16 protein-coding genes and 1 pseudogene are annotated in these 24,617 nt (G+C 40.9%); 7 read left to right on the top strand and 10 right to left on the bottom strand.

From position 1 onward, the window contains the following. The first annotated feature begins 545 nt into the window (after nucleotides 1-545). Nucleotides 546-1,919, top strand: coding sequence for a CAP domain-containing protein (locus H6G41_RS35575; protein WP_277877969.1), 1,374 nt, complete (start codon nucleotides 546-548; stop codon nucleotides 1,917-1,919). Between the two features lie 100 nt (nucleotides 1,920-2,019). Here H6G41_RS35575 and H6G41_RS36140 read toward each other — a convergent pair whose 3' ends face one another. Together H6G41_RS36140 and H6G41_RS00390 are read right to left on the bottom strand one after the other, a co-directional pair. Further along, on the bottom strand, nucleotides 2,020-3,120 hold the full coding sequence (locus tag H6G41_RS36140; RefSeq protein WP_374939403.1) for a hypothetical protein: 1,101 nt from the start codon (nucleotides 3,118-3,120) through the stop codon (nucleotides 2,020-2,022). Between the two features lie 1,568 nt (nucleotides 3,121-4,688). Next, complete coding sequence (locus H6G41_RS00390) at nucleotides 4,689-5,186, bottom strand: hypothetical protein (RefSeq protein WP_190742566.1); 498 nt, start codon at nucleotides 5,184-5,186, stop codon at nucleotides 4,689-4,691. A 495-nt stretch (nucleotides 5,187-5,681) separates the two neighbouring features. Here H6G41_RS00390 and H6G41_RS00385 point away from each other — a divergent pair, with 495 nt between their 5' ends. Next, nucleotides 5,682-6,932, top strand: coding sequence for a glycoside hydrolase family 10 protein (locus H6G41_RS00385; RefSeq protein ID WP_190742565.1), 1,251 nt, complete (start codon nucleotides 5,682-5,684; stop codon nucleotides 6,930-6,932). Between the two features lie 110 nt (nucleotides 6,933-7,042). Here the strand turns inward: H6G41_RS00385 and H6G41_RS00380 are convergent, their stop codons facing one another. After that, on the bottom strand, nucleotides 7,043-8,542 hold the full coding sequence (locus H6G41_RS00380; protein WP_190742564.1) for a site-2 protease family protein: 1,500 nt from the start codon (nucleotides 8,540-8,542) through the stop codon (nucleotides 7,043-7,045). A 239-nt stretch (nucleotides 8,543-8,781) separates the two neighbouring features. Beyond that, nucleotides 8,782-9,849 (bottom strand): NADPH dehydrogenase NamA, encoded by a 1,068-nt coding sequence (namA, locus tag H6G41_RS00375; RefSeq protein ID WP_190742563.1) that lies wholly within the window; start codon nucleotides 9,847-9,849, stop codon nucleotides 8,782-8,784. Between the two features lie 735 nt (nucleotides 9,850-10,584). On the opposite strand from namA, the pseudogene H6G41_RS00370 reads away from it, so the two are divergent. Together H6G41_RS00370 and H6G41_RS00365 are read left to right on the top strand one after the other, a co-directional pair. Next, nucleotides 10,585-10,914: pseudogene (locus H6G41_RS00370) on the top strand (response regulator); the annotation flags it as partial. A 215-nt stretch (nucleotides 10,915-11,129) separates the two neighbouring features. Next, a complete protein-coding gene (locus H6G41_RS00365) occupies nucleotides 11,130-11,519 on the top strand; it encodes a hypothetical protein (RefSeq protein ID WP_190742561.1) in 390 nt (129 codons plus the stop codon). Nucleotides 11,520-11,627: 108 nt separating this feature from the next. Here the strand turns inward: H6G41_RS00365 and H6G41_RS00360 are convergent, their stop codons facing one another. Next, nucleotides 11,628-13,772 carry a peptidase domain-containing ABC transporter gene (locus H6G41_RS00360; protein ID WP_190742559.1) on the bottom strand — a complete coding sequence of 715 codons (2,145 nt, stop codon included), beginning with the start codon at nucleotides 13,770-13,772 and terminating at the stop codon, nucleotides 11,628-11,630. A gap of 359 nt (nucleotides 13,773-14,131) precedes the next feature. On the opposite strand from H6G41_RS00360, the gene H6G41_RS00355 reads away from it, so the two are divergent. Then, nucleotides 14,132-15,475 (top strand): HlyD family efflux transporter periplasmic adaptor subunit, encoded by a 1,344-nt coding sequence (locus H6G41_RS00355; protein ID WP_190742557.1) that lies wholly within the window; start codon nucleotides 14,132-14,134, stop codon nucleotides 15,473-15,475. A 245-nt stretch (nucleotides 15,476-15,720) separates the two neighbouring features. Here H6G41_RS00355 and H6G41_RS00350 read toward each other — a convergent pair whose 3' ends face one another. From H6G41_RS00350 to H6G41_RS00330, 5 genes are all read right to left on the bottom strand, one after another. Then, nucleotides 15,721-15,993 carry a YciI family protein gene (locus H6G41_RS00350; RefSeq protein ID WP_190742555.1) on the bottom strand — a complete coding sequence of 91 codons (273 nt, stop codon included), beginning with the start codon at nucleotides 15,991-15,993 and terminating at the stop codon, nucleotides 15,721-15,723. Nucleotides 15,994-16,145: 152 nt separating this feature from the next. After that, complete coding sequence (locus H6G41_RS00345; RefSeq protein ID WP_190742553.1) at nucleotides 16,146-17,255, bottom strand: hypothetical protein; 1,110 nt, start codon at nucleotides 17,253-17,255, stop codon at nucleotides 16,146-16,148. A gap of 503 nt (nucleotides 17,256-17,758) precedes the next feature. Next, nucleotides 17,759-20,194 carry a phenylalanine--tRNA ligase subunit beta gene (pheT, locus tag H6G41_RS00340; protein WP_190742552.1) on the bottom strand — a complete coding sequence of 812 codons (2,436 nt, stop codon included), beginning with the start codon at nucleotides 20,192-20,194 and terminating at the stop codon, nucleotides 17,759-17,761. 372 nt (nucleotides 20,195-20,566) lie between these two features. Beyond that, the gene (locus H6G41_RS00335; RefSeq protein WP_190742549.1) at nucleotides 20,567-20,929 is read right to left on the bottom strand and encodes a response regulator transcription factor; all 363 of its coding nucleotides are present in this window, start codon (nucleotides 20,927-20,929) and stop codon (nucleotides 20,567-20,569) included. 43 nt (nucleotides 20,930-20,972) lie between these two features. Further along, nucleotides 20,973-22,376, bottom strand: coding sequence for a response regulator (locus H6G41_RS00330; protein ID WP_190742547.1), 1,404 nt, complete (start codon nucleotides 22,374-22,376; stop codon nucleotides 20,973-20,975). A 722-nt stretch (nucleotides 22,377-23,098) separates the two neighbouring features. On the opposite strand from H6G41_RS00330, the gene H6G41_RS00325 reads away from it, so the two are divergent. Then, nucleotides 23,099-23,773, top strand: a complete 675-nt coding sequence (locus H6G41_RS00325; protein ID WP_190742545.1) for a VWA domain-containing protein — start codon at nucleotides 23,099-23,101, stop codon at nucleotides 23,771-23,773. 49 nt (nucleotides 23,774-23,822) lie between these two features. After that, complete coding sequence (locus tag H6G41_RS00320) at nucleotides 23,823-24,605, top strand: PP2C family serine/threonine-protein phosphatase (protein WP_190742543.1); 783 nt, start codon at nucleotides 23,823-23,825, stop codon at nucleotides 24,603-24,605. Nucleotides 24,606-24,617: the final 12 nt, after the last annotated feature.

Below are 24,617 nucleotides of genomic sequence, written 5' to 3'. Positions count from 1 at the left end.
TAATTTTTGACAATGTTAGATGAGCTACACGGAAATTTTTCTGATTTTTTGGTAAATTAAGCTACTTAGTCTACTAATAGTATTGCAGAATACAAACTGTTTTTATTCTGCAAATACACGATTTGAGACCTGATCAAGAGTTTGGGATTCAGGTATAAAATTTATTTTTCTTACCATGTGACAGTTTATCAGCCGACACAAGGCAAGGAGCGATCGCGCTACTGTATCTTTTATCCTGAGGTGAAGCGACTGATGTATTACTACTTACATCAATTTCCTTTTAACCTACGGGTCTGAATTCACTTACTAGCGCTCAAACTTACCCCAGACCTCGCACTTGGAAAGTCGCTACAGAGGAAAACGCCTCTAACCAGTAACTTTGATGTTTCTGATCCAAGATTTTCACAATTAACACCAGATAGTGACAGCTTTGCTTTCACAACTCTAATTGACACCTCCTCAGGTTTGCTTCTACCACAATTTGCAGCGGTATTTGTGTCGCTGTGGAGTTCATGCGAACAAATCATTATGAGGATTGAATAGATATGGCGACATTTGAGCAAGAAGTTCTCAAACTTACCAATGACGAACGAGCTAAATTCGGTCTTCCCGCACTCAAAGGTAATACCGAACTCAACTATGCGGCTGACGGATATGCAGAGTTAATGGCGGAGAAAAAATTCTTTAGTCACGTAGGCCCGGATGGTTCAAGAGCTTGGGATAGAGCGAAAAAAGTCGGCTTTGAAGCCCAAACAATGGGAGAAAATATTGCTTTTGGTCAAAGAACACCAAAAGATGTGGTGCAAGCTTGGATGGATAGCCCCGGACATCGCGCTAATATCTTGAATCGCAATTTTACTGAACTCGGTGTAGGTTTTGAGCAGAATTACTGGGTGCAGAAATTTGGGAGTAAAGATCTCAACCCCACTACCAACATTCCTAATTCTTCATCTGGCTCAGGCTCTCAACCCACGCCACCATCAAACCCAACACCCACACCCAACCCAATACCCACACCACCTCCCGTGAATAATAACGGCACATTTGAACAAAGAGTTCTCGAACTCACCAACATCGAACGAAGTAAACAAGGTTTAGCACCACTCAAAGCTAATAAAGAACTCAACTATGCAGCCGATAAATATGCAGAGTTGATGTCCGATAAAAATTACTTTAATCATACAGGCCCGGATGGTACATCTCCTTGGGACAGAATGAAAGCAGTTGGTTTTCAAGCTCAAGTCATGGGAGAAAACATCGCCGTTGGTCAACAAACACCAGAACAAGTGGTAAAAGCTTGGATGAATAGCCCTGGACACCGAGCTAATATCCTCAATGGTAAGTTTACTCAACTTGGTGTTGGTGAAGACGACAAATATTGGGTGCAGAATTTCGGTAGTGACGATCTCGACCCTACTAGTAAAATTCCCAATTCTCCATCTAACGCTGGAACTCAACCCACACCTGCACCTCAAGCTGGTAAAGAATTCAAAGGTGGAGACGGTAACGATGTCCTCACAGGCGATAGCGGTAATAATGTCCTCTGGGGTCGTAAAGGTAACGATACCCTCAATGGAGGTGGTGGTAGCGATCGCCTGATTGGTGGTATCGGTATAGATAAACTAACTGGTGGAACAGGAAAAGATACCTTCGTCTATAAAAGTTTGCAAGACAAAGGTGATACCATCACTGACTTTAGTAGCAGCCAAGATAAGATTGACCTGCGCCAAATTATGGCAGGCTCAGCTTATCAAAGCAAAAATCAATTTTCTGATTTCCTCAAATTGCAACAAGTAGGCAGCGATACAGTTGTTAAATTAGACATGGATGGTAATAAGAAAGCTGGTGGCTTTGATAAATTTATTCTCTTAGAAAAAGTCAATGCCTCTAGCTTAAATGCTAGTAATTTTCTTGTCTAATTAGTCCCGTTCCTCTGCTTTCCTTTGCACTCTGGGCGGGGAAAACCCGCCCTTTCCTAGATTAAATTTGTTCTGTTCCCGATTAATGACTGGCTACTAATTACTGTGCAATATTACCAATTTGATTCCAAGCATTCACCACTTGCAAAAGATTTTGCGGTAAATTCTTTTGGGAAACATCGTTATATCTTACCGTGCCTTGGGTACTGGTAAGAGTATAGGTAATATAATCAGCTGCACCTGGGGGTGCTGGGTAACTTAAATTTTTGAATTCAGCAAAACGCGATCGCGCGATGATTTCTTCAAATTGTCTTACTTGTAGGGGAGAAATCCGGCGAACGCTCCGAGAAGAATCATTAGCATCCCCAACTCTTACCCGAATCAAGGTTCCATCTTTGAGTAAAACAGTTTCATAGGTTCTCCCAGCAAAACCGCCGCTAGAAATTTGCCGAAATACCACATCTTGATCTAAAGGTAATGGTAGTTCATTGATGGGAATTGGGACGGCGTTACTTGTACCACCTGTACTGCTATCAGCTACGGAATTACTCCGCAAATTAGTCCAGCCTTTCAACACCAGCCGTAAATTTTGCGGTAGTTGATAGAGAGAAATATTGTTGTACTTGACAGTACCTTCTGGACTGGTGAGGGTATAAGTAACGTAATCAGCAGCACCACTAGGTGCGGGATAACTCAAATTTTTGAATTCAGCAAATTTTTTGTTGCGTAATAATTGTTGAAACCTTTGCACCTCTTGGAGAGAAACACGGCGAACTGTCCGCTCAGAATCGTTACTAGCACCAACTCTTACCCGAATCAAGCGTCCATCGTTGAGTAAAACCGTTTCATAGCTAGTCCCAGCCAAACCGCCACTAGAAATTTGCCGAAATACGACATTTCGATCTAAAGATGATGGTAATTCATTTTCTGGAATTGACACCGGCGCGATCGCGCTAGTATTCCCATTTGGTTGATTACTATTAGCCAGCTGGACTTGTTTACCACTTTCATCACTGAGAAAAACCCAAGGACGAATTCTGTTACTCCCTCTGACAAAGACTTCCCAGCCAGATACCAATATGCGATCGCAAGGATTGGGGAAAGTTGATTGTTCGCAACCCTGAGCAAATTTCTTTTGTTTATACGCAACAATGTTCAGTGCGCTGATGGGTAATCCAGAAACCTGGGAAGCTTGACGCAAGACAGCATCCCTAACTGTTTGCGGTAATTTTTGAGTTGCAGTTTGGCTAGCTGCTTCATTTAACCTGATAGCAGAACCTGTTTCATCAGTGTGATATACCAAAGTTTGTCCCACTGCTGCCACCGCTATCCGCCAACCTGGTACTATAGCTCTGATACAACCTTCATTTGCCTTACCCAATTCTAAACAGCCATTACTCCAATTTTGTTGTTGTGCTTGAATAATTTTTAACTGAGAAATAGGTTGTTGCAAACTTGTAGATGCAGCTTGTAAAACCAAATTTCTTAAAGATTGTGGTAGTTGGTTAGTAGGGTTATTTGTTGGATTCTGTGCTGAAGCTAACCGGATCGAACGCCCATTATTATCGGTATGATAAACCCAGTTTTGTGTACCATCAGAAATGACAAATCGCCAACCCGGAACTATGGCTTGGGTACAAAATTCATCGGGTTGAGGTAGTTCTAAGCAACCATTGCGCCAATTGTGTTGACTGTAATTAATCAGTTGCAGTTTGTTGCGAGTAATTCCTGTTCTGCGCGATACATCTTGGATTACCATATTCACTATTGAACGCGGTAATTTATTTTGTCTGAGATTTTGTTTGCTGACTGTGTTTGTCGTCTCTGGAGCAGTTTCTAAAGCAGCAGCCATACTACTTTTGATAGATGTTAACCCGCTACCAACAGACAAAATTCCCGTTAACACTAAGGCAGTGAAAATCCGTGCTTTATTGTTGGTAGAATAATTACCCAAACAGCCTTTCATAAAATACCTCAATTAAAAACCTACACCTTTTAGGTGTGGAAAGAAAAGCAGCGTACTCTTAACAAGCGTCCATAAATTGTCTGACAAGAACAGATCATCAAGAATCAATGTATTTGCGTGAATTGTTGCCAAACTGATTCTTGTCTCTTGGGACTTTTTTGTTGGTGGATTGTATCATCCATTGACATAAAAAACCATATTTATACCAATATGAAAAAAGAATAAGACAGATGCATCTCTAGAGGTGAGGTTGCTTTGCCCTTGGCGACAATCTATATGTCACAATCATTAATTGAATAAGCATGAGAGCGTTTAATCGCGGCACTGCTAAAGACGCAAATATCAGAGTTTTATACACTCATTTTGGGAATATCAGAAAGTTCTCAGCTACAGGAGTTGCAGTCAAATAGCTTACCAAGCTGGATATCCGGTACTTTATTTTCAAGCACATCCCTAAACAGCCAGAAATTAAACAAGCGTCAATCTTCTGTTGCAGATGTGAAGATTGACGCCTATAAGTTGATGGTTTGTTCCTGACTTATTAGAGCTAGTACCACCATGTAAAATTTCTAATTAGGCTTTCGCCAGGGTTTAAGATGTTTTGACTGCGAGACTCTAAGTTGACTATAAGTTGACTATTACTTTATTCTCAGTCAACATAAAACCTAAAATTCACATATAGTCTTAAGCGTTGAATATTTATTGATTGTTTGGCGCATCAAATGTATTATTGCTGCTTTTCCATCTGTTACAGATGCTAATCTGACATTCATCTGACATCTGGAGCGTTCGCGCCAAAACTATTAAGCACTAAGAGCCTGTTGTTCCAAGGTCTGATTTGGGACATCAAATCTAATAGTACTAGCTGCCCAGTCTTTGAGATCGGGTGCTAGCCAAACTAGTTTTCTCAGAATTTCATCATTTACCCACAACACCAAAGGACAATGAAACTGTTTGCGGAATTCGTCTCGCATCAGATTGGTACTAATGATGAGTTCATTAATATCAATCACAGATTCTAAACCTCTGACCATCAAAACTTCAGGTTGAGCAACGCCGACTGTAGTTGAAATAGTTGTATACAGTGTTTCTGCTCCTGGTGGGAGAACAATCTCTTGGATTTGGGCTGATGAGAACTCTGTGAGTAGATTCAGTACTTGTTGTTGCCTATGGGCAGAGTTACAAGATACCAAGATTAATGAAAATGCACCAGCAGAAACCATCATGGCTCTTGCGAGCCGTTTGGTGGCTACGACGGTATTTCCCATACCATCTTGTGAATTGTTAAAGCTGCCGATCATTATAAAATCCTGCCTTTGGTCTTTAAAAGTACCTTAGCCTTTTCAGTTTAATTCGCTCATCAACTAGTTATCCAAAGTATTTTTGGGTAAATTCGATAACAATTTATTTGATGACCTACAGTAATCGTACGCATAATTTAAGATTTGAGGGTGGAGTGTATGACCCCACATTTACGGAAAAATAGCCTAAAGGTATGTAATTCAAATAACAAAGAATCCAAATTCACACATTCATTGAGTAATTTACAGACAATAATCAAGGTTTGTTACATTAGTTTGCTCACTTCACGAGAAAAAATAATTGGACAAATTTTGTCAAAAATTCTATCTCAAAAATTCCATTAAGAGTGGTAAATATAAACTTACCCCATTGGCGTCTGTTCATGAGCAAAATTGGTATAAATATTTAACATGCCATTAACCAGCAGGTAATAATGCAACTTCTGGTGGATGATTAAAGTCATGATTCGTGGATGAAAAAGCTTGTATCAAAAGATGAAGAAACTGGTGAAGTGGTTAGCAACTGTTGTGAGCTGGAATTTTTACCAAACTAGAAAGCGGGCATTATTTGCGATTACCCTGGCTGTGAGCATGGTGGCGACTGTGATGCTTTCCTTAACTGTTAATGCACAAACTCCGCCTTTGCGATCGCCTGATTCGGAATTAAGAGGTGTATGGTTAACTAATATCGATAGCGATGTGCTGTTTGAGCAAAATCGCCTTAAATCTTCCTTACAACGGCTGAGCGAACTGAATTTTAATATTGTCTACCCCACAGTATGGAATTGGGGTTATACCTTGTATCCTAGCAAAGTTGCCGCCGCAACCATCGGGCGATCGCTCGACCCCACACCCGGATTGCAAGGGCGAGACATGCTCAAAGAAGTAGTTGAAGAAGGACACAAACAAGGTTTAAAAGTTATTCCCTGGTTTGAATTTGGCTTTATGGCTCCGGCTGATTCCCAATTAGCCAAACGTTATCCTCAATGGCTAACTAATCGCCGTAATGGGACGCGAATTGTCAAAGAAGGTACCCACGACCGAGTTTGGCTCAGTCCCTTTCGCCCAGATGTGCAAAAATTTATCCAAAATTTAATCGTGGAAATTGTCAAAAACTATGACATCGACGGTATTCAATTTGACGATCATTTTGGCTTACCCTCAGAACTAGGCTACGATCCATATACAGTAGCACTTTATAAAAAAGAACACCGGGGACGTGCCCCTGCTGCCAACTTCAAAGATCCTGAGTGGGTACGCTGGCGAGCAAATAAAATTACCGACTACATGAAACAGGTATTTACAGCGATTAAAGCTGTGAAAAAAGACTGTATAGTATCTGTAGCGCCCAATCCGCAACGTTTTTCCTATGAGTTCTTTTTAGCAGACTGGGAGAAATGGGAACGAATGGGATTGGTAGAAGATTTAGTATTGCAAATATATCGAGATGATCTGAATGTATTTGTTAAGGAATTAGAGTATCCAGAAGTCAAAGCCGCCAAAAGTCATATTCCCGTAAGTATCGGCATATTATCTGGGTTAAAAGGTAGATCTGTACCCATGCAACAAATTCAAACACAAGTACAAAAAGTACGCGATCGCAATTTTGCTGGTGTCGCTTTCTTTTTCTATGAAACTCTCTGGAACATGAGTAAAGAAAAACCCTTAGACCGACAAACCGCATTACAGAAAATCTTCCCCACCCGCACAGCCTACCCGAATTTACTCACCGGCTGGAAACCATAGAAGAGGCAGGGGGCAGGGTGCAGGGTGCAGGGGAGAGATGAGAAAATAAATAAAGTAAGCAAACTATTGTTATTTTTTTCATCCCTAACCCCTAGCCCCTAGCCCCTATCTTACCCCCCAATTCCCAAGCGCCCAGCCAAGCCAGGAGTCAGGGGAAGCAGAGTAGTAATCATTAAAAATAGCGCCAATAGCCCTAAAGCCGCCCTCGCGTCATCGGGTTCGCTAATTTCATTCAAGCTGGGGCGTTCTAAATCCCGTTGTAAAAACAGAATTAAAATTGCCCAATACATCGCCAAAGGATTGGCAAGGGATACAATACCTAGCAAAATTAAAGTTGCTAAGGTGGCTCTACCTGCGGTTTTACGTCCATAAATTGCTTGGACAATGCGCCCACCATCTAATTGTCCGGCTGGCATTAAGTTTAACGCCGTGATTACTAACCCCAGCCAACCAATCACCACTAAAGGATGAACACTGACAACAGGTGATTGTAAAGCCGAACCAAGGACAACTCGCGCCAAGCTACCTACTAAAATTGAACCTTGGAAAAACTGATTGGGAATTTGGAATAAACTACCTTGATGAGAAAGCAACAAACCGACAATCAGCATTAACAGAGAAACTATACCACCAACCGCAGGCCCCGCCAAAGAGATATCAAATAAGGCTGTGCGGTTGGGTAAGAGTGACTCAAAGCGAGTAATTGCCCCAAAAGAGCCAATTTGCACTGCTGGGAGAAAGAACGGCAAGCTGAGACGGACTTGGTGACGCTGAGCCAGTAACCAATGACCGATTTCATGGGCTACCAAAATTGTAAATAACCCTATACCTATGGGTAAAGTTTCTACTAAACGTTGGGTTTGTGCTAATAAATCAAAACCCAGCAGTAGTCCCGCAGCTTCCAAACTTGTGGTAACAGTAGCGATTAGGAGGATACCCGCAAAAGCTTTTTGGGCTAAAGACATGGGGCGCGGATCATTGCGGCTGGGGAGGACAATGACTACAGGCCGACCATCTGTATTTTCTACCAAAAATAAACGATAGCGATCGCCTACACGCTCCTTTAAACTTGCACTCAACCGAGCATGTATCTCCTGAGCTTCTCCCCGCAAGTTACCTTTAAAAATTACCCCTTCCTGGTAGGGGATTGTTTCTGTAGCAAAAAAGGTGTCAATGCCAAAAATACCTTTAATTGCACTTAAATCATTTTCGGGAATTGACACCACCTCAATTTTTATTTCCCCAATTCCCACAGGAGTTTGCGCATCTGGTGTGGTATTACCTTCAGATGAAGCCTCAGCGGCTAGCCTTTGGTTTGCTCTTTGCTTAATGAGTTCATCTTGTCCAGCTGAGCGCAACTGCTTCCCTAAGAAGATATACAACCCAGCCGAAGCTACTACCAAAAACAATATACCTACTATGTTGATGTAAATTCCGGTGGCAAACAAGCCAAAAAACAATAGCCAAGGAGCCATCAACACCACCGACTGTAACCAGGCTAAGATTCCCAGCTTACCAAAAGGTCTAGCGCGATAAAAGCCCCAACCCAAAATGCCAAAAGCTACCAGGACAATTGTTGTAACGATAGAAGTTTCTGATAGAGTAAACATCTCCAAACCTTTGATTTTGAGACCGAGCTAGTACAGCTGCGGTATTGCAGGTACATTATTTAATCTATAACGCCGTCTGTGGCTTACCCAAGTTTTAATCAGAATTTCTGCCGTTTCGCTCAGGGGCTAGGGGCTGGGGGCTAGGTGTGAGGTGAGAGAAATTTTAATATGTGCTTGTGGGTTTTTCCCTAATCCTACATTACCCCTAGTGATTGGTTATTTTTTTAGTGGGAAGTCTCTTATTGCCAAGCTCGGTCATATTGAACTGGCCAAAGTTTATCATGTCCTAGCTGTTTAGCTGCCAGATGCGGCCAGTAAGGATTGCGCAATAATTCACGACCTAACAAGACAATATCAGCGCTACCTGTACGAATGATTTTGTCTGCTTGTTCACCAGATGTAATTAAGCCGACTGCGCCTGTATCAATATTTGCTTCCCGGCGGATGCGTTCGGCAAACTGAGTTTGATATCCTGGTTTTGATGGGATGTTGATACCCGGTATAATGCCTCCGGAAGAACAGTCAATTAAATCAACACCTAAAGATTTGAGTTTGTCGCTTAAAGCAATACTTTGTTCGATATCCCAACCTTTATCTACCCAGTCAGTAGCAGAAATCCGCACAAATAATGGATGTGTTTCCGGCCAAACTTCTCGTACACCTTGAACGATTTCCCGTAAAAGTCGGGTGCGATTTTCAAAACTACCACCATAATCATCGGTGCGAGTATTAGCCAAGGGTGAGAGGAACTGGTGTATTAGATAACCGTGAGCAGCATGAATTTCAATAACTTTAAACCCGGCTTGTAAAGAACGTTGAGCAGCTTTGACAAAAGCCTCCGTAACTTGTTTAATACCTTCAATAGTCAGCGCTTCTGGTATGGGACTATCTTTACTAAAAGCGATCGCGCTACTGGAAACTAAAGGCCGCCAACCTTCCTGATTTTCATCTAAAAATTTTCCTCCCTTGCTGGGTTTGGCTGTGCTGGCTTTTCTCCCCGCATGAGCTAGTTGAATCCCCGCAACAGCACCAAAATTATGAATTAATTCGACAATTTGGGCTAAATTCTCAACATGTTCGTCTAACCAAATTCCTAAATCTTGAGGACTAATGCGTCCTCTTGGTTCTACTGCGGCTGCTTCTGTTAAAACTAAACCAGAACCGCCAACTGCACGGGAAGCTAGATGTATCTTATGCCAGTCATTTGCATAACCATTGGTACTGGAATATTGACACATCGGTGAAACGGCAATGCGGTTGCGAAAAGTAACTTCACGAATTTTGAATGCTTCAAACAATTGTGCCATTGCTATAGATTCCTTCTCTTGCTAGGTAAAAGAAATTAGTCAGAGAGTTACGCAGTAGACCTAGGTTAATAAAACATTTTTAGATGCTTTTTTCAACCTACTTATTAAGAAAAATAAAACAATAACCAACAGGAATAATTTGCGATTACAAAAATGATTACATGGCTAGAATCTGCATCTGTCATTGCCGAGTGCATAAATCTACTACCCTACAAATGAGAGAGTAGCTTTCAACAGTTGATACCAAAATAAAGATGCAGAATTGGTTTTAGAGGTTTGCGTGATGCATCTCTGAATCAAGAATCGGCATCCCGATTAAGAAACTCATTGTCTGAGTTTCTTATATTCAATTTATTACAAAACTTCCGAGTTAGAGATAAATATATTATGTAACTAAAATTCCCTACTGTATCAGGGGTGATTCTCTCAAGAAAATCCTCAAGTAATTTACTCATTTATAAAATAATTGAAAAAATTATTATTGTGGCATCAGGTGATTTATTTGTTGATTTTTCGTCTAAATAAAGTTTAGACCCTTCACCCCAGCGCAAATGCATGAAAAAAATTAATTAAACTTAAAATTTTCCTGATTTGAGTTCATTAGTCAACGATGCATAAAAATTATTATCTGAAGCGATCGCCTGTAAATTACAATTATTTTATGGCAGTTTTGAGTAAGATGTAATACACTACTTTAGCCAAGCCGTCAGATATTTTGAATTCAGAGAAAATTATATGCGAGGAAAAATCCTAATAGTTGATGATGATATAGCAGTGAGAAATTTAATGCAGCGGTTTTTAACTAAACTCAACTACCAAGTAGAAACTGCGGCAGATTGTGAAACAGCAAGAGCTACATTCCACAGCTTCCACCCAGATTTGGTAATTTTAGACATGACTTTACCAGATGATAATATCCACGAACTCTGCAAAGAAATCCAAATTATGGGTGAAGCATTTTTACTTATGCTGACTAATTATTTAGATGTCAGTATAGAGGCTGATGATTACCTTGCTAAGCCATTTGGTTTAGGAGAATTAGAGGTAAAGGTATCGAAAATTTTGCCTAGTGGAAATAATAATAACTGGAGAGACGATAATAGCGATCGCATTTCCTGAATCGAGATCGCACCAGAAACTCTGATACATTAATTGGGCACTTCAGCCCAATTAATCCGTCATAATTACACATCATAGATAAATCTCGGTTAACAGTCATGTAAAGCCGGAGATTTATCACATAAAAATTAAAATATAGTGAGTAATTTTAGGATAAAAACGTGAAAAAAGCACTAATCATCCAAACAATCTTAGTATCATTCGGTTTTTTAACTTTTTTCAGCCCAAATCAGGCTTCTGCACAACTCATACCACAACCTTGGGTGTCAGTCGGTGGTAATGATGGCGATGTTACCTATGCTGTGGGTGCGAGAGCGTTAAATTTGGGTGTAGAAGTAGGCGTAGGGCCTGATGGTGCTACAGGCGTAGATGTTTTAAAATTTATCAGTCTCCCTGTAATATCTCCTTATGTCGGGTTGGGATATTATTCTGAAGATAAAGGTGTTGCTGTTTCTGGTGGCGTTCAAGTAGGTGCTACAGATAATATTTTTGTGGGCGCTGGCTACAATTCCGTTCGCGGTTTTAATGGACAGTTAGGGGTGAGATTTTAAATTAAATAGTCAGTTGTCAGTTGTCAGTAGGGGCGGGTTTATGGGAGATCGTTATGGATATTTGAGGATATCTGTGAACCCGCCCGTACAGTTGTCAGTTACAGGTTATTAGGGTTTTAAGAAGTTAATGTGATCGCCATCTTGATTTTCTAAATCTTCGCAGGTACCTTGGATTTTTACTTTCCCCTGCTCTAGGAAAATAATCCAATCGGCTCGCTGTATAACTCTGGGGCGATGGCTGATCATAATTGTGGTTTTTCCCCGACGCGCAGCTAGTAATCTATTGAGGACTTCGGCTTCGCTGATGGGATCTAGTCCGGCTGTGGATTCATCCATAATTAGCACAGGTGGATCGTTTGCGATCGCTCTGGCTATTGCTAACCTTTGTCTTTGTCCTCCAGATAGGTTAGCACCAAATTCACCTAAAATAGTTTGATATTTATCTGGTAATTTACTAATAAATTCATCGGCTCCGGCAATTTGACAAGCAAATACAATTTGCTCAAAACTAATATTTGGGGAACCCAGGCGAAAATTTTCGACAATCGAACGACTCCAAAAGTGAGCATCTTGGGGTACTAGTACAACTTGCTGGCGCAGACAATCCAGCGCCAAATCTTGTAAGTTAAACGCGCCAATGCGGATATTACCCGATTTGTAAGCATAAAGCCCAGAAATTAGTTTGGCTATGGAACTTTTACCACATCCAGATTTACCAATAATGGCTGTAGTTTTTCCCCCGGGAATTATTAATGAGAAATTATCGAGTAAATCCACCCGCCCAATGTGATGAAATACTAATTCAGATAAAGTAATATCCGCATCATCACGAATTTGGGCATAAGCTTTATTATCAGTTTCGTCAATTTCTGAGGTGGTATCAATCACTTCCGATAAGCGTTGAGTAGCAGTTTTCACCCGCATGAATTTATCAACGAAGTTAATCAAACCAGTAATAAAGTTGAGAAAATTGCCACTCATAGTATTAAAGGCGATTAATTGTCCAATGCTCAGTTCTCGCCCAATTACCAAACTGCTACCAAACCACAGCAGAACAATACCACCCACCCCAGAGATGAAAGTCGAAAATGTGTTATTAGTAATGCTAATTTGTGCAGTACTATAAATTAACTTAGCCAAGCGGCTAAAACGACTTTGCAATTCTTCCCAAAATTGCTGTTGTGCTGTAGTTGTTTTGAGAGTTAAAGCACCTTTGAAAGTTTCTACTAGCAATCCCTGATTTTCTGCATCTAACACCATAATGCTACGGATTTTCTGTTGCAAAATTGGTAAAAAAATCAGGGTAGTTATACTGCTAATTACAGCTAGAATCAGCACGATTATTGCTAGCTTCCAGCTATAGAACATCATTAAACTCAAGGAAATTAAAGCAATTAAAGATTGACTTGGTAAGGTAATGACAGATTGCGCTACTAATTGATTAATTTGTTGAATATCTTGTAAGCGGCTAATAATTTCTCCACTGCGACGGGCTTCGTAATAGCTTAAGGGTAAGCGGAGAATTTTTCGCCCAAACTCCATAACTAAACTTAATTCTAGACGTTGGGCAAATTGGGTAACGAGGTTAGCTTGAATTAAACTGAGGGCACTACTGACAATTGTCATCATGATAATGGCGATCGCTAATCCTTTGAGTAATTGGGTATCGCCCCGAATCAGCACATCATCGGTGAGAATTTGAATCAGAAACGGCGATGCTAGGGAAAACACGCCAAGAAATAAGTTAATTAGTAAAGACTCAAATAAAATTCCCCGATAAGGCGCAACACGTTTGTAAAATCGAGTGAATCCACTAACTTTATCTTCCGGTTGTTGGTAAAAGCGAATCGGATCGGGTTCCAACAACAGCATAATGCCATCATTCCAACCTGCAACTAACTCCTGCTTAGGGATGTAGCGAATTCCCACCGCCGGATCGGCAATGACGTATTTGTTACCACGTTGTCCGTAAAGAACTACATAGTGATAACCTTTCCAGTGAATAATCGCGGGTAAAGGTAGCTCGTTTAGCCTATCTACAATAGCGGGTGAAGCCCTCACCGAACGGGTATTAAAGCCTAAAGCTTCCGCCCCTCGCTTTAATCCTAGTAGTGTTGTTCCCTGCTTACCAGTACCGACAAATTCCCGGATACGGTTGAGTGCAAATATTTTTTGATAATGCTTGGCAATTGTCGCCAGACAAGCCGCTCCGCAATCTTCTTCACTATGCTGTAAAACGCTTTTGTATTTCATATATATAACGTGAATAGCACCTGTGATTTCAATAGGGTTCGGTTTTTCTCTGCGCTCTCTGTGTCTGGTGTGGTTTTTAAAAGATTTATTGAACCGCAGAGGCGCAGAGAACACAGAGATAATACCAATTTAAAATTCAAAATTAAGAAAGCCAGATGTCACAAGGCTTCCAGACTTTGTATCTGTTGCTGAATTTTGGAGAATTGGTATAAGAAGTTAAAAGGGATTTTTTTGTTGGTTCTTATCCCCTAAAATGCCCAAAAGTAGAGCTAAAGCAACACCTAGCTGAAAGATAGAAAATATTTGTGGTGGGTAATCTAAATACAGAGCCAAAAAATATACCTTGATATTTAAGCCGCATGGTTAGCCCATCCAGCCCAGAGTTTCCCCAGAAAAAGCCGCAATCCGCTAATGAAGAATTTGTCATTCCTTTGGATAGCGATGAATTTATGCCCCCAATTAGTCGTTGGGCGACGTTGGGCGGTGCTTTTCTGTTGGGGGGAATTTGTATAGCTGTTGGGATAGCAGCAGTGACTCCATTCCCCGTAGTTGTGCGATCGCCTGCTGTGGTGCGCCCTAATGGTGAGGTAAAAATTATCCAGGCGGCTGCGGAAGGGACAATTAACAAGTTAGCTGTAGCTGAAAATCAAAAAGTTAAACAGGAGCAAGTAATTGCACTGATTGATGATTCTCGCTTACAAACCCGCAAAAAGCAGTTAGAAACCAGTATTCAGCAAATTTTCCAACAAATTCGACAATTAGAAGCGCAAAGAGTAAATCTTAACTCTCAGATAGCCGCAGAGCAAAATTTAATGAATCGCACTACTGCATCTGCACAATCTGAGCTAGTTCGCATTGAGCGGGAGTACGAAGATAAAAAAGCGATCGCTCTACGGGAAGTAGAAGAAGCCCAAGCCAATGTCGCTGCAACTCAAGCCGAGTTTACAGCCTTTGAACGTGCGGGGAAAGAAGGAGCAATTGCAATGGTGCAAGTGGAAAGCAAGCGCCAAAACTATATAGCTGCAAAAGCCAGGTTAGAACGGGCGAAAACTAGCCTTAATCCAACTTCTGCGACAATTGCGATCGCTCAACAACAAATCGCCCAAGCCCAAGCCAGAGGAAAATCAACTCTTGCTACCCTGCAAAAGGATAGGGAAGCCTTGATACAACAAAAAATCCAGCTTCAGACGCAAATTGATCGAGACACCAAGGAACTCAAACAGACTAGCGATGACTTGCAAGATATGGTACTTCGTACCCCAGTAGATGGAACCATCTTGAAGCTAAACTTACGCAACCCAGGACAACTAGTGCGTCCTGGTGATATCATCGCCCAAATTGCTCCGGAGAACTCTCCCTTAACAATCAAAGCGCGGGTATCTCCCCAAGATATTGGCACAGTGAGCCTTGGACAACGGGTGAATATGCGCGTATCGGCTTATACCTATACAGATTATGGTACTTTAGAAGGTAAAGTGACTGGGGTTGCTGCCGATGCTATTACCGAACAAAATCCCAACCCAACTACAACGACTGCGCCATATTTTGAGGTGACAATTCAACCGCAAAAAACTTATTTAATCAAAAGCGATCGCCAATATGCAATTTTTCCAGGGATGGAAGTACAAGCAGATATTATTTCGCAAGAAGAGACGATTCTAACTTTTATTTTGCGCAAAGCCAGGTTATTAGTAGGGGTTTAGTAGAAGCTTTATTGATTGAAAATCTTTTATTTCTCTGTGTTCTCTGCGGTGAAAAAAATTATCTAATACCAATTTGAAAAAAGAATGCGACAGTAGGGGCATGGCACTGCCGTGCCCTCTAGAATATATTGATGTGTCGCAAACATATTTGATTTGGTATAACCACAGAGACGCAGAGTACGCAGAGTACGCAGAGCAAAAATTACGAACTTGTACTGAGCGCAGCTGAAGTATTACGAATTATTTCACCCAATCGCCTGAATCCACTCTTTGACAAAATATTCAGTCCAGATACCATTTTGCCAGTAGGGGTCATTTTCAACTAACTGGCGCACGGTGGCTTCATCTTCAGCTTCATAAATACCAAAAACTTGGGTCACATCTTTGGTAGGGCCGATAGTAATCAACACGCCAGATTCTTTTTGTTTGGCTAATCCGTCTAAATGAGCTTGGCGATAAGGGGCGCGTTTTTCCAAAACGTCTTCGCAGTAACTTCCCCACATGATGTATTTGGGCATAACAAAGTCGAAATTAAATTACAGAATTAGGCTTGATTAAAAGCCAAAAAAATCAACGGCATTTTGCAAATCTCTGAATATCTCAGATATTTATGCCGCATCAATCATATTAAACTAACGAGAGCATCTTAACTTTTTTATCAGTACCCAAATCAACCAATGACTTCTTTAGAGAACATCTCCTGCAACGCTTGCAAATAGGCAATTAAGGTATGATTTTCTGCTGATGTGAGGTGTGTTTCTATTTCTTGCTTGAGCAAAACCAGCATTTGCCGAACTATATCCCACTCCACGTTTAATGTCGGATACAGCATCAGACACAAGGGAAATAACTCTTGTAACACAGCGTCAATATTTCCTTCTAAAACACACACCCACAGGTATACCTGAAACATTTCTACATCGCGGATGCTAGAGATTTTGACTATTGGATCGCTCAAAGCACCAGAAAGACAACGGGAATGGGGATAGAGTTCTATTACCTTGTGGCAAATGTTCTTGGCAATTGCTGTACTAATGGGTAACAGCTTGCGAACTGCGGACATTGCTGCTGAATTATAATCATGCCTAGCTGCGGCTTCATAAGCTCGTTGTAGGGGCATGTATAAGTGATCGTCAATCACTTTAAAGTATGCACCAATTAGCGATCGCTCTATTGGCTCAAGATCTTCTAGCAACATTTGGCTGGTGTAATGAAACTGCATTGTCACAAAGCCAATAACTCTAGGATCTTTACTTGTATATTTTTTTCTAATTACTCCAATATCTGCACCCACAACTGTAGCTAATTGGTTAGGAGCAACTTGTTCTGTATAGACTTGTAATGCTTGTTCATAAAGTGGATTACCTTCTTGTGCTAGTTGCATTACCAAAGCCAACGGTCGTAATGTGGCTTTTTGAGTATATACTTCCAAAACTTTTTGATAAATGTTAAACGAATCTCCAGCAATTTCCCAGGGATTAATGAGGCTGGAATTTATAGAATGTAACTTAACTTGTTCTGCTAACAGTGCTTCTGTTTGGTTCCAGGCTTTGGCGCTGACACTCCGTAAAGACTCGGTAATTTTCTGTGCAGTTTTCTCTCTACCTGTGAGTGAGACTATTTCCGCTAAATCCTGCGTCTTGACGCTATCTGAATAGTTAGTATCAACTTGCAGGTTCTGCACATACTTTTTTGCCCACTGTTGGGCTAAAGACTCCACACCAGTTTGATTGTCTATATCAGAAACTGCTTCTAAATTATTATTTACATTGGTTTGCATAAACTTTTATTTTTAAATCGATTAATGACAATCAGTTATTTACAGTTGCTTAGATCATTTGATTTTAATATCTCGTAATAATTCCCGAAAGACTTTTTGATTAACTTTAAATAAATTTCATTAAATGGTTTACTTACTTAAGTAAAATCTCCGTTGTTTAGCGAGCTAATAACACCTAAAAATTTTAAAATTTTAGTTACATGAGTGAATTTATTTAATTAAAAATACTCAAGTAATTCTCTTTTAGCTGTAAACTTACGGTGAAGCAAGTTTCACGCCTTCTTTTGCAAAGACGCTACACCAATGTAGAATTTGTAGCAATTCGCAATTCAGAAACTCAGATGCAGTAAATCCTAGAGGCGAGGTGACCCCGTCCCTAGGATTTGGGATAATTTATTTTTTGGAGTTCCCTTATCTCCCATCGTCAATGTGCTGCAACCCTTAGCAACGAAAAATCATAGCCTTGGCCAGTATTTTCATTGCACAGCCCTATTTACGCTGCATTAACTTCTCAAACTGACACCGAATTTTTCTACCAAAGCTTCCCGGACTTTGTTGTGTACTGGTTCAACTTCGGTATCGGTGAGAGTGCGATCGCTCGCACGGTAAACTAGACGAAATGCTAAACTACGTTGTCCTGTAGGAACATGTTCGCCGCGATATTCATCAAATAATTCCACAGATTCCAGTAAGCCTTTACCAGCTTTATTAATTGCTCTTTCGATTTCCGCAACGGTAACTTTTACAGGTGCAAAGAAAGCGATATCGCGATCGCTGGCGGGATAGGTGGAATAAGCATGAAATACTGGTACTAGACTTTCATCGCGATCTAACGCATCTAACAGCACATCAGTATCTAGCTGGAACAGGTACACGGAATCTGGTAAACCCTTTTCTCTACGGATTTGGGGATGGAGTTGTCCAAAAATACCCAGTCTGTTACCGCCAATCCACAGAGAAGCTGTGCGCCCAGGGTGTAAGCGTTCGTCACGGCAATCTGGTTGGTATTCTACCTGTAAATCTAGTTGGCGAAAAACGCTATCTAAAATCCCTTTGGCTTCGTACCAAGTCAGGGGTTGTTCTCGTCCGCTACTTGTCCATTTGCTGAGGGTGCGATCGCCTCCCATAATACCCGCGATCGCTTCGCCTTCTTGTAAACCATCTTCCCCTTGGGAGAAAATCCGCCCAATTTCAAAGCCATTCAGCGAACCATTCCCCTGCTCTAAGTTATATTGAAAAGCATCAATTAACCCAGCCATTAAATCGGTACGTAGCGCCGAATATTCAACAAACAAGGGATTTGAGAGTACGACTTGTCTATCTTCACCGGGCTTAACTAAAGAATATTGAATTAATTCCGTCAGTCCGGCGGCGCGGAAATAAGCGCGCAATTTGCGAATTAATTCCTGATCTAAAGGTAAATAACCTGCTTCGGCTTTTTGCGGTAGGGTATCACAAAATTTGTCATAGCCGTAGAGACGGGCGACTTCTTCAATTAAGTCAATTTCCCGTTCTAAGTCGCGGTAACGGTAAGGCGGTACGGAAACTGTCCAAGAGCGATCGCCTGTTGGGGTAAGTTGACAGCCTAAGGCGGTGAGGATGCGTTCAACGTCTTGTTCTTCTAATTCCCCAGTTTCCTCCCCTAAATCGATGGGGCCGAGTACTTGATTCAGCCTATCTAAACGCAACCCAATGGAACTTGTCCAAGTTGACGGATCAGGGCGAGTATCGGCAATTTCCTGCTGAATAATGACGCCACCAGTCAGTTCTGTGAGCAGGGATAAAGCGCGACGACAGGCGACTTCTAATTCCGCCCGGTTGACGCCCCGTTCATATCTTCCAGAGGATTCACTTCTTAAACCTACACTGCGAGAAGAACGACGAATCGCCACAGAATCAAATAAAGCGGCTTCTAAAACTAGATTTTGCGTACCTGCATCAACTTCCGTTTCTTCTCCACCCATCACACCTGCGATCGCCACTGGTTTATCGTTAGCGGTAATCAATAAATTTTGGGCGGTGAGGTTGCGCGTTTGTCCATCCAAGGTTTTCAGGGTTTCCCCATTTGCGGCGAAGCGGACGCCAATATTTAAATTACCATTTCCCGCCACAGCTTGCAGGCGATCGCGGTCAAATGCGTGTAAAGGTTGTCCCCATTCAAACAATACATAGTTAGTAATATCCACAACATTATTGATGGGACGCACGCCAGCAGCTTGTAGGCGTTGTTGTAACCATGCTGGCGAAGGCGCAATTGTTACCTGTTCAATTACAGTGCCAAAATAAGCAGGACAAGCTTGGGTTTCGGAAATGCTTAAGCCTAAATTTCCCCCACCTTGGTTAATCGTCACCTCACCCGGTTGGGGAATATTCAACTTCCCACCAGTCAAAGCGGCGACTTCCCTGGCGATACCCACCATACTTAAAGCATCAGCGCGGTTGGCTGTGGCGGTGACATCTAAAATGACATCATCTAGCCCCAACAAAGGCCGGACATCGCTACCCAAGGCGAGATTTTCTTGGGTAAAAATATGAATTCCATCGACATCGCTAGTTAAACCCAGTTCCTTTAAAGAACAGATCATTCCTTGAGAAGGAACACCGCGCAGTTTCGCCGGCTTAATTTTTAAATCGATATTTGGTAAATAAGTACCTGTAGTCGCAACTGGTACATAAATATCAGCCCGGACATTCGCCGCACCACAGACAATATTTAAAGTCTCAGCTGCACCAATATCTACTTGACACACACTTAATTTATCAGCGTTGGGGTGGGGTTGACGCTCAAGCACTTTCCCCACAACCACGCCATTAGCCCAAGTGCGGCGGTCTTCAATATCTTCTACTTCAAACCCAGCCATTGTCAGGGTTTCGGCTAATTCTTCATGGCTCAGTTTGATTTCTACTAGTTCTTGCAACCAGTTTAAAGAGATACGCATGGAGTGTGCTTGTTTTAGGAATCGTCTTTTGCTCTCATTTTAGGGTGCTTGCTAAAGAGCGATCGCAGCTCTATAGCAAAGTCTACCCATTCACTTGAACAATCCTACTATGTTGCTTCCAGCAAATTGCGGAAATAATCTGGTAGATGTTGAATTTATCAACGTGAATTCATACCAATTGGCGAAAATAATGCAACAGCATGGCAATGCCATGCCCCCTAGAATATATTGATATGCCGCAAATCATATTTAAATTGGTATAAAATATTTTGGTTCTATGTGCAAATTATTACAAGGGCACAAAAATGTTTGTGCCCCTACAAAAATACTTAATTTACTAACAATACATTATGTATTTAATTATCGATGATCTTAACCAAAAACCGATTCCAAAGCGCGTAGTAAGTCTTGTTTAGTAAAAGGTTTAGTTAAATATACATCTGCGCCTTGCCTCATCCCCCAAATTCGGTCAATTTCTTTGTTCTTAGAACTACAAATAATAATCGGTACTTTCTCTGTCACCGGATTTCTTTTCAATTGCCGACAAAATTCAAATCCGCTCAATCCTGGCATAACTACATCAGTAATAATCACATCAGGATGGTTATTGACTGCTTGATCTAGACCATCTTTAGCATCATAAGCTTTCAGCACAATGTGACCGCTATCTTTGAGAAAATTATTAATTAATTCTAATTGCGAAGGCGTATCTTCAACGACCAAAACTGTAGCCATATTGCTGTTAATTCACTTTTTAAACTGGTATGATTTTAGGTAATCAGGCTAAATGCATAAAGACAAGCTTTAGTAATTCAGCACGGGTAAAAGGCTTGGTGAGGTAACCAGAAGCTCCTACTAAATTTGCCTTTACCTTGTCTACAAGTCCTTTATTTCCTGTAACAAATATAATGGGAGTATTTTTGAATAGTGAGTTATTACGTATAATTCGGCACAATTCATAACCATCAATACCTGCCATATTTAGATCCAATAAAATTAAGTCTGGTTTGTGCCGAATAATTGACATCACAGCTTTTAATGGATCTTCAATAGTAACTACAGAAAAATTTTCATCCTCTAAGAAACGACTAATTTCTTTAAGAATAGTCGGACTATCATCTACAGAAATGATTTTGTAAAGTTTTTTAGCAGTAGCAGTAGCAGTAGTTACTCTTTCCGGCGCAAAATTTATGTTATTTGTTGTGGTTAATTCCTGAAACTCGTCTTCAACCGGAGAAGAAGTATATGGTGGTTCTTCAAAGTAAGGTATATCATCTACAAACAGGTTGGGATAGGTTTTAGCATCTATACTACCTGATTCTACTACTGGATCGACTAATTCCTGTGGTACAGGTGCTGTTATCTGTTCAGCAGAGGGTGTGAATTCGCCAAATGTCTTTGGTAATTTATCAAATGGTGGGTCTGCTTCATGCAAGATAATTCCGCCATTGACGATGTAATGGTACAGTTGTTGAACCAGTTGGATCTCATCTTGGTTCATAATTACTGCCAAATGACGCAGGCTAAAACCCTTCATCCAGTTAGTTAAGTTTGGTTGCAAATCTAAAAATGTTGGGTTCTGGATAGATTTGTTGATAAACAGGTAAGGACGCTGATAAGGAGAAGAAATATAAGGAGCAAAAGCTTGCCAGCGCTGTATTCTTGCTTGGCAACGTTCGATAATTTTTTCTACGTCTAGCCTGCAAAGTTTTGGGACATCAGGAGGTAAGTTGCTTAATTCAAAGTTACCTACTTTAATTAACAGCAAAGATTCAATTACTTCTTTCACCAATTCTTGAATCAACACAGCTGCTTGCGTCGAGTGCAAATGTCCTTGGTTAACAAGCCAAGTAATAGCTTGGTACTCAGCCGGATGATTAACCAAATTACTCTGTTGTTCTATCTGTTGACTGGGGGAGTCAAGTTCAAACATCAGACGTAATTGAACGCGAGTTTGACTGTTCAGTAGAGGTACTTGATGACTAAGACGGCGTAAATGACGTTCTAGTCTATCGAAGGGTTCGATTGAGTGGGTAGCATAGGTAATTTTGCCTTGTTCTAGATAAACAGCCCAAGAAACTGAGTTACTAAATGCTTGCAGACAAGTGCTGTCAGAACTTTTAGATAACTGACTTAATAAATTCTGGGGACTGAGTTTGGTAAATGTGCCGCTAAGATTCATATGCTCAATTTTCCGGAAATCAACGTTAATCTAGGTAAATTTAAAATGACGCTAATGAGGAATGGTTTTAGTGTTTATTTTTCTCTAAAAACAATTTATTTTTAGGGAAATATATTTATATCTCAGAAGCTATAAAGACAACAGTATAGCTTGTTTGTTAATTTTTGTACGGCTTACTGAAGCTGCTAATTTAACTAGTGATTTTAATTTGTAGCGAACATATAGGACTCCTATTTGATTGGCGCATACTTAGCTAATTACACTTAGAAGCGCTTTAACTGCTGTTTTCTACCTCTAGTTTGCAAGTTCACTAAATCAACTCAGATTGATAGATTTACCTGAGGATAATTCTGATGATTATATTGTTGAGTCTGAGAGATTTATTCTTTTTATATAAAATTAGGGGTTTCTACACAAAAGCTTTAAATTTCTGTATGGCCAGAGGTATGTGTTTATTGTATTCTGGGTTTACGGTAACTATAACCGTTAATAGCTGTTTTGATAAAGTTAATGTAAACTCTAAGTGGTTTCCTATCTGACTCAAATAGCTCTTGCTGAAGATTTTTCTGAAGATTTAGAGAATTGAGTCCCAATTATCTTAATTAATAAAGGTTAAGCTATCTACCAAAAAATCTCTTAAATGTAGTTTGTGCCACCTTAGGAACTATATACTTTTAGTAAAAGGAAAAAAGAGTTTGAATTATAACATAACACAAAACGTTATGCATGATACATTAAGGCTTGATGAAGTCGTAGAATTTGCTGAGAATCCAGAACCTCGTTGTCCTTGCGTATTATTACTAGATACATCTGGTTCTATGCAAGGAGAGCCAATAGAGGCTTTAAATCAAGGTTTGCTGAGTTTAAAGGATGAATTAATCAAGAACTCATTAGCAGCTAGAAGGGTAGAAGTAGCAATAGTCACATTCGATAGTAATGTCAATGTGGTACAAGACTTTGTCACTGCCGATCAATTTAACCCACCAATCCTGACAGCACAAGGATTGACTACAATGGGTTCAGGGATTAATAAAGCCTTGGATATGATTCAGGAGCGGAAATCTCAGTACCGGAGCAATGGTATTGCTTACTACCGTCCTTGGGTATTCATGATTACCGATGGAGAGCCACAAGGGGAGCTAGACCAAGTTGTCGAGCAAGCGAGTAAGCGTTTACAAGGGGATGAAGCCAGCAAGCGGGTAGCATTTTTTACTGTTGGGGTAGAAAATGCCAATATGACACGCCTAAATCAAATAGGTGTGCGGACACCGCTAAAACTCAAAGGACTAAATTTTATCGAAATGTTTGTTTGGCTGTCAGCTAGTATGTCAGCTGTTTCTCACTCACAGATAGATGAACAGGTAGCACTACCACCAATTGGTTGGGGTACTGTTTAATCGGCGTTGCAACTGGATACTAACACAGCTAGTTGTTGCAAGAAAATTTATGAATATGACCAAACAGATACTTCAATGGCAGGTGGTAGCTGCATCAGTATGTGGTACTAGCCATCTCAAAAACAAACAGCTGTGTCAGGATGCTCACCACTGGCAATTATTGTCAGATAATGTGTTAGTAGCGGCGGCAGCAGATGGGGCTGGTTCAGCTAGCCAAGGGAAAGTCGGAGCAATGATTGCTGTAGAAACAGCAATAGAAAATATATCGATTAAAGAAGTAACTTGTGATACCCTAGCTGATGACGCGAGTGTGCGATCGCTGTTGGCAGACGCGATGCTAGCCGCAAAAAAAGCAGTGGAAGACGAAGCCGCAGCTTGTAATAAACAACCTCAGGACTTAGCAACTACTTTAATTCTTATGGTTGCCACACCAGAAGTGGTGGCCGTAGCTCAAATTGGTGACGGCTTAGCAGTAGCGAAGGATAGCATGGGTAACCTACTGGCATTAACCATGCCTGATAGTGGTGAATACATTAATGAAACCACTTTTCTGACTTCGCCGGGAGCTTTAGAAACAGCGCAAATGAGATTATGGCGAGAAGCCATAGTCAACGTTGGCCTGCTCACCGATGGACTACAAATGCTGGCTTTAAATATGGTAGTTGGAGAACCACACAAACCATTCTTCTTTCCCTTATTCGACTTTGTGGCGAATACCCAGGATAAGACTTTAGCCAAGGAACAGTTAGTCAAATTTTTAGGGTCTGAGCGGATTACACAACGTACCGATGATGATTTAACGCTCATCATAGCTGCTCTGGGCAAACCATAAGCCACGATTCCG

It is taken from the genome of Tolypothrix sp. FACHB-123, from assembly GCF_014697075.1.
Classification (GTDB): domain Bacteria; phylum Cyanobacteriota; class Cyanobacteriia; order Cyanobacteriales; family Nostocaceae; genus Aulosira.
This window is presented reverse-complemented; position numbering and strand designations above follow the sequence as displayed.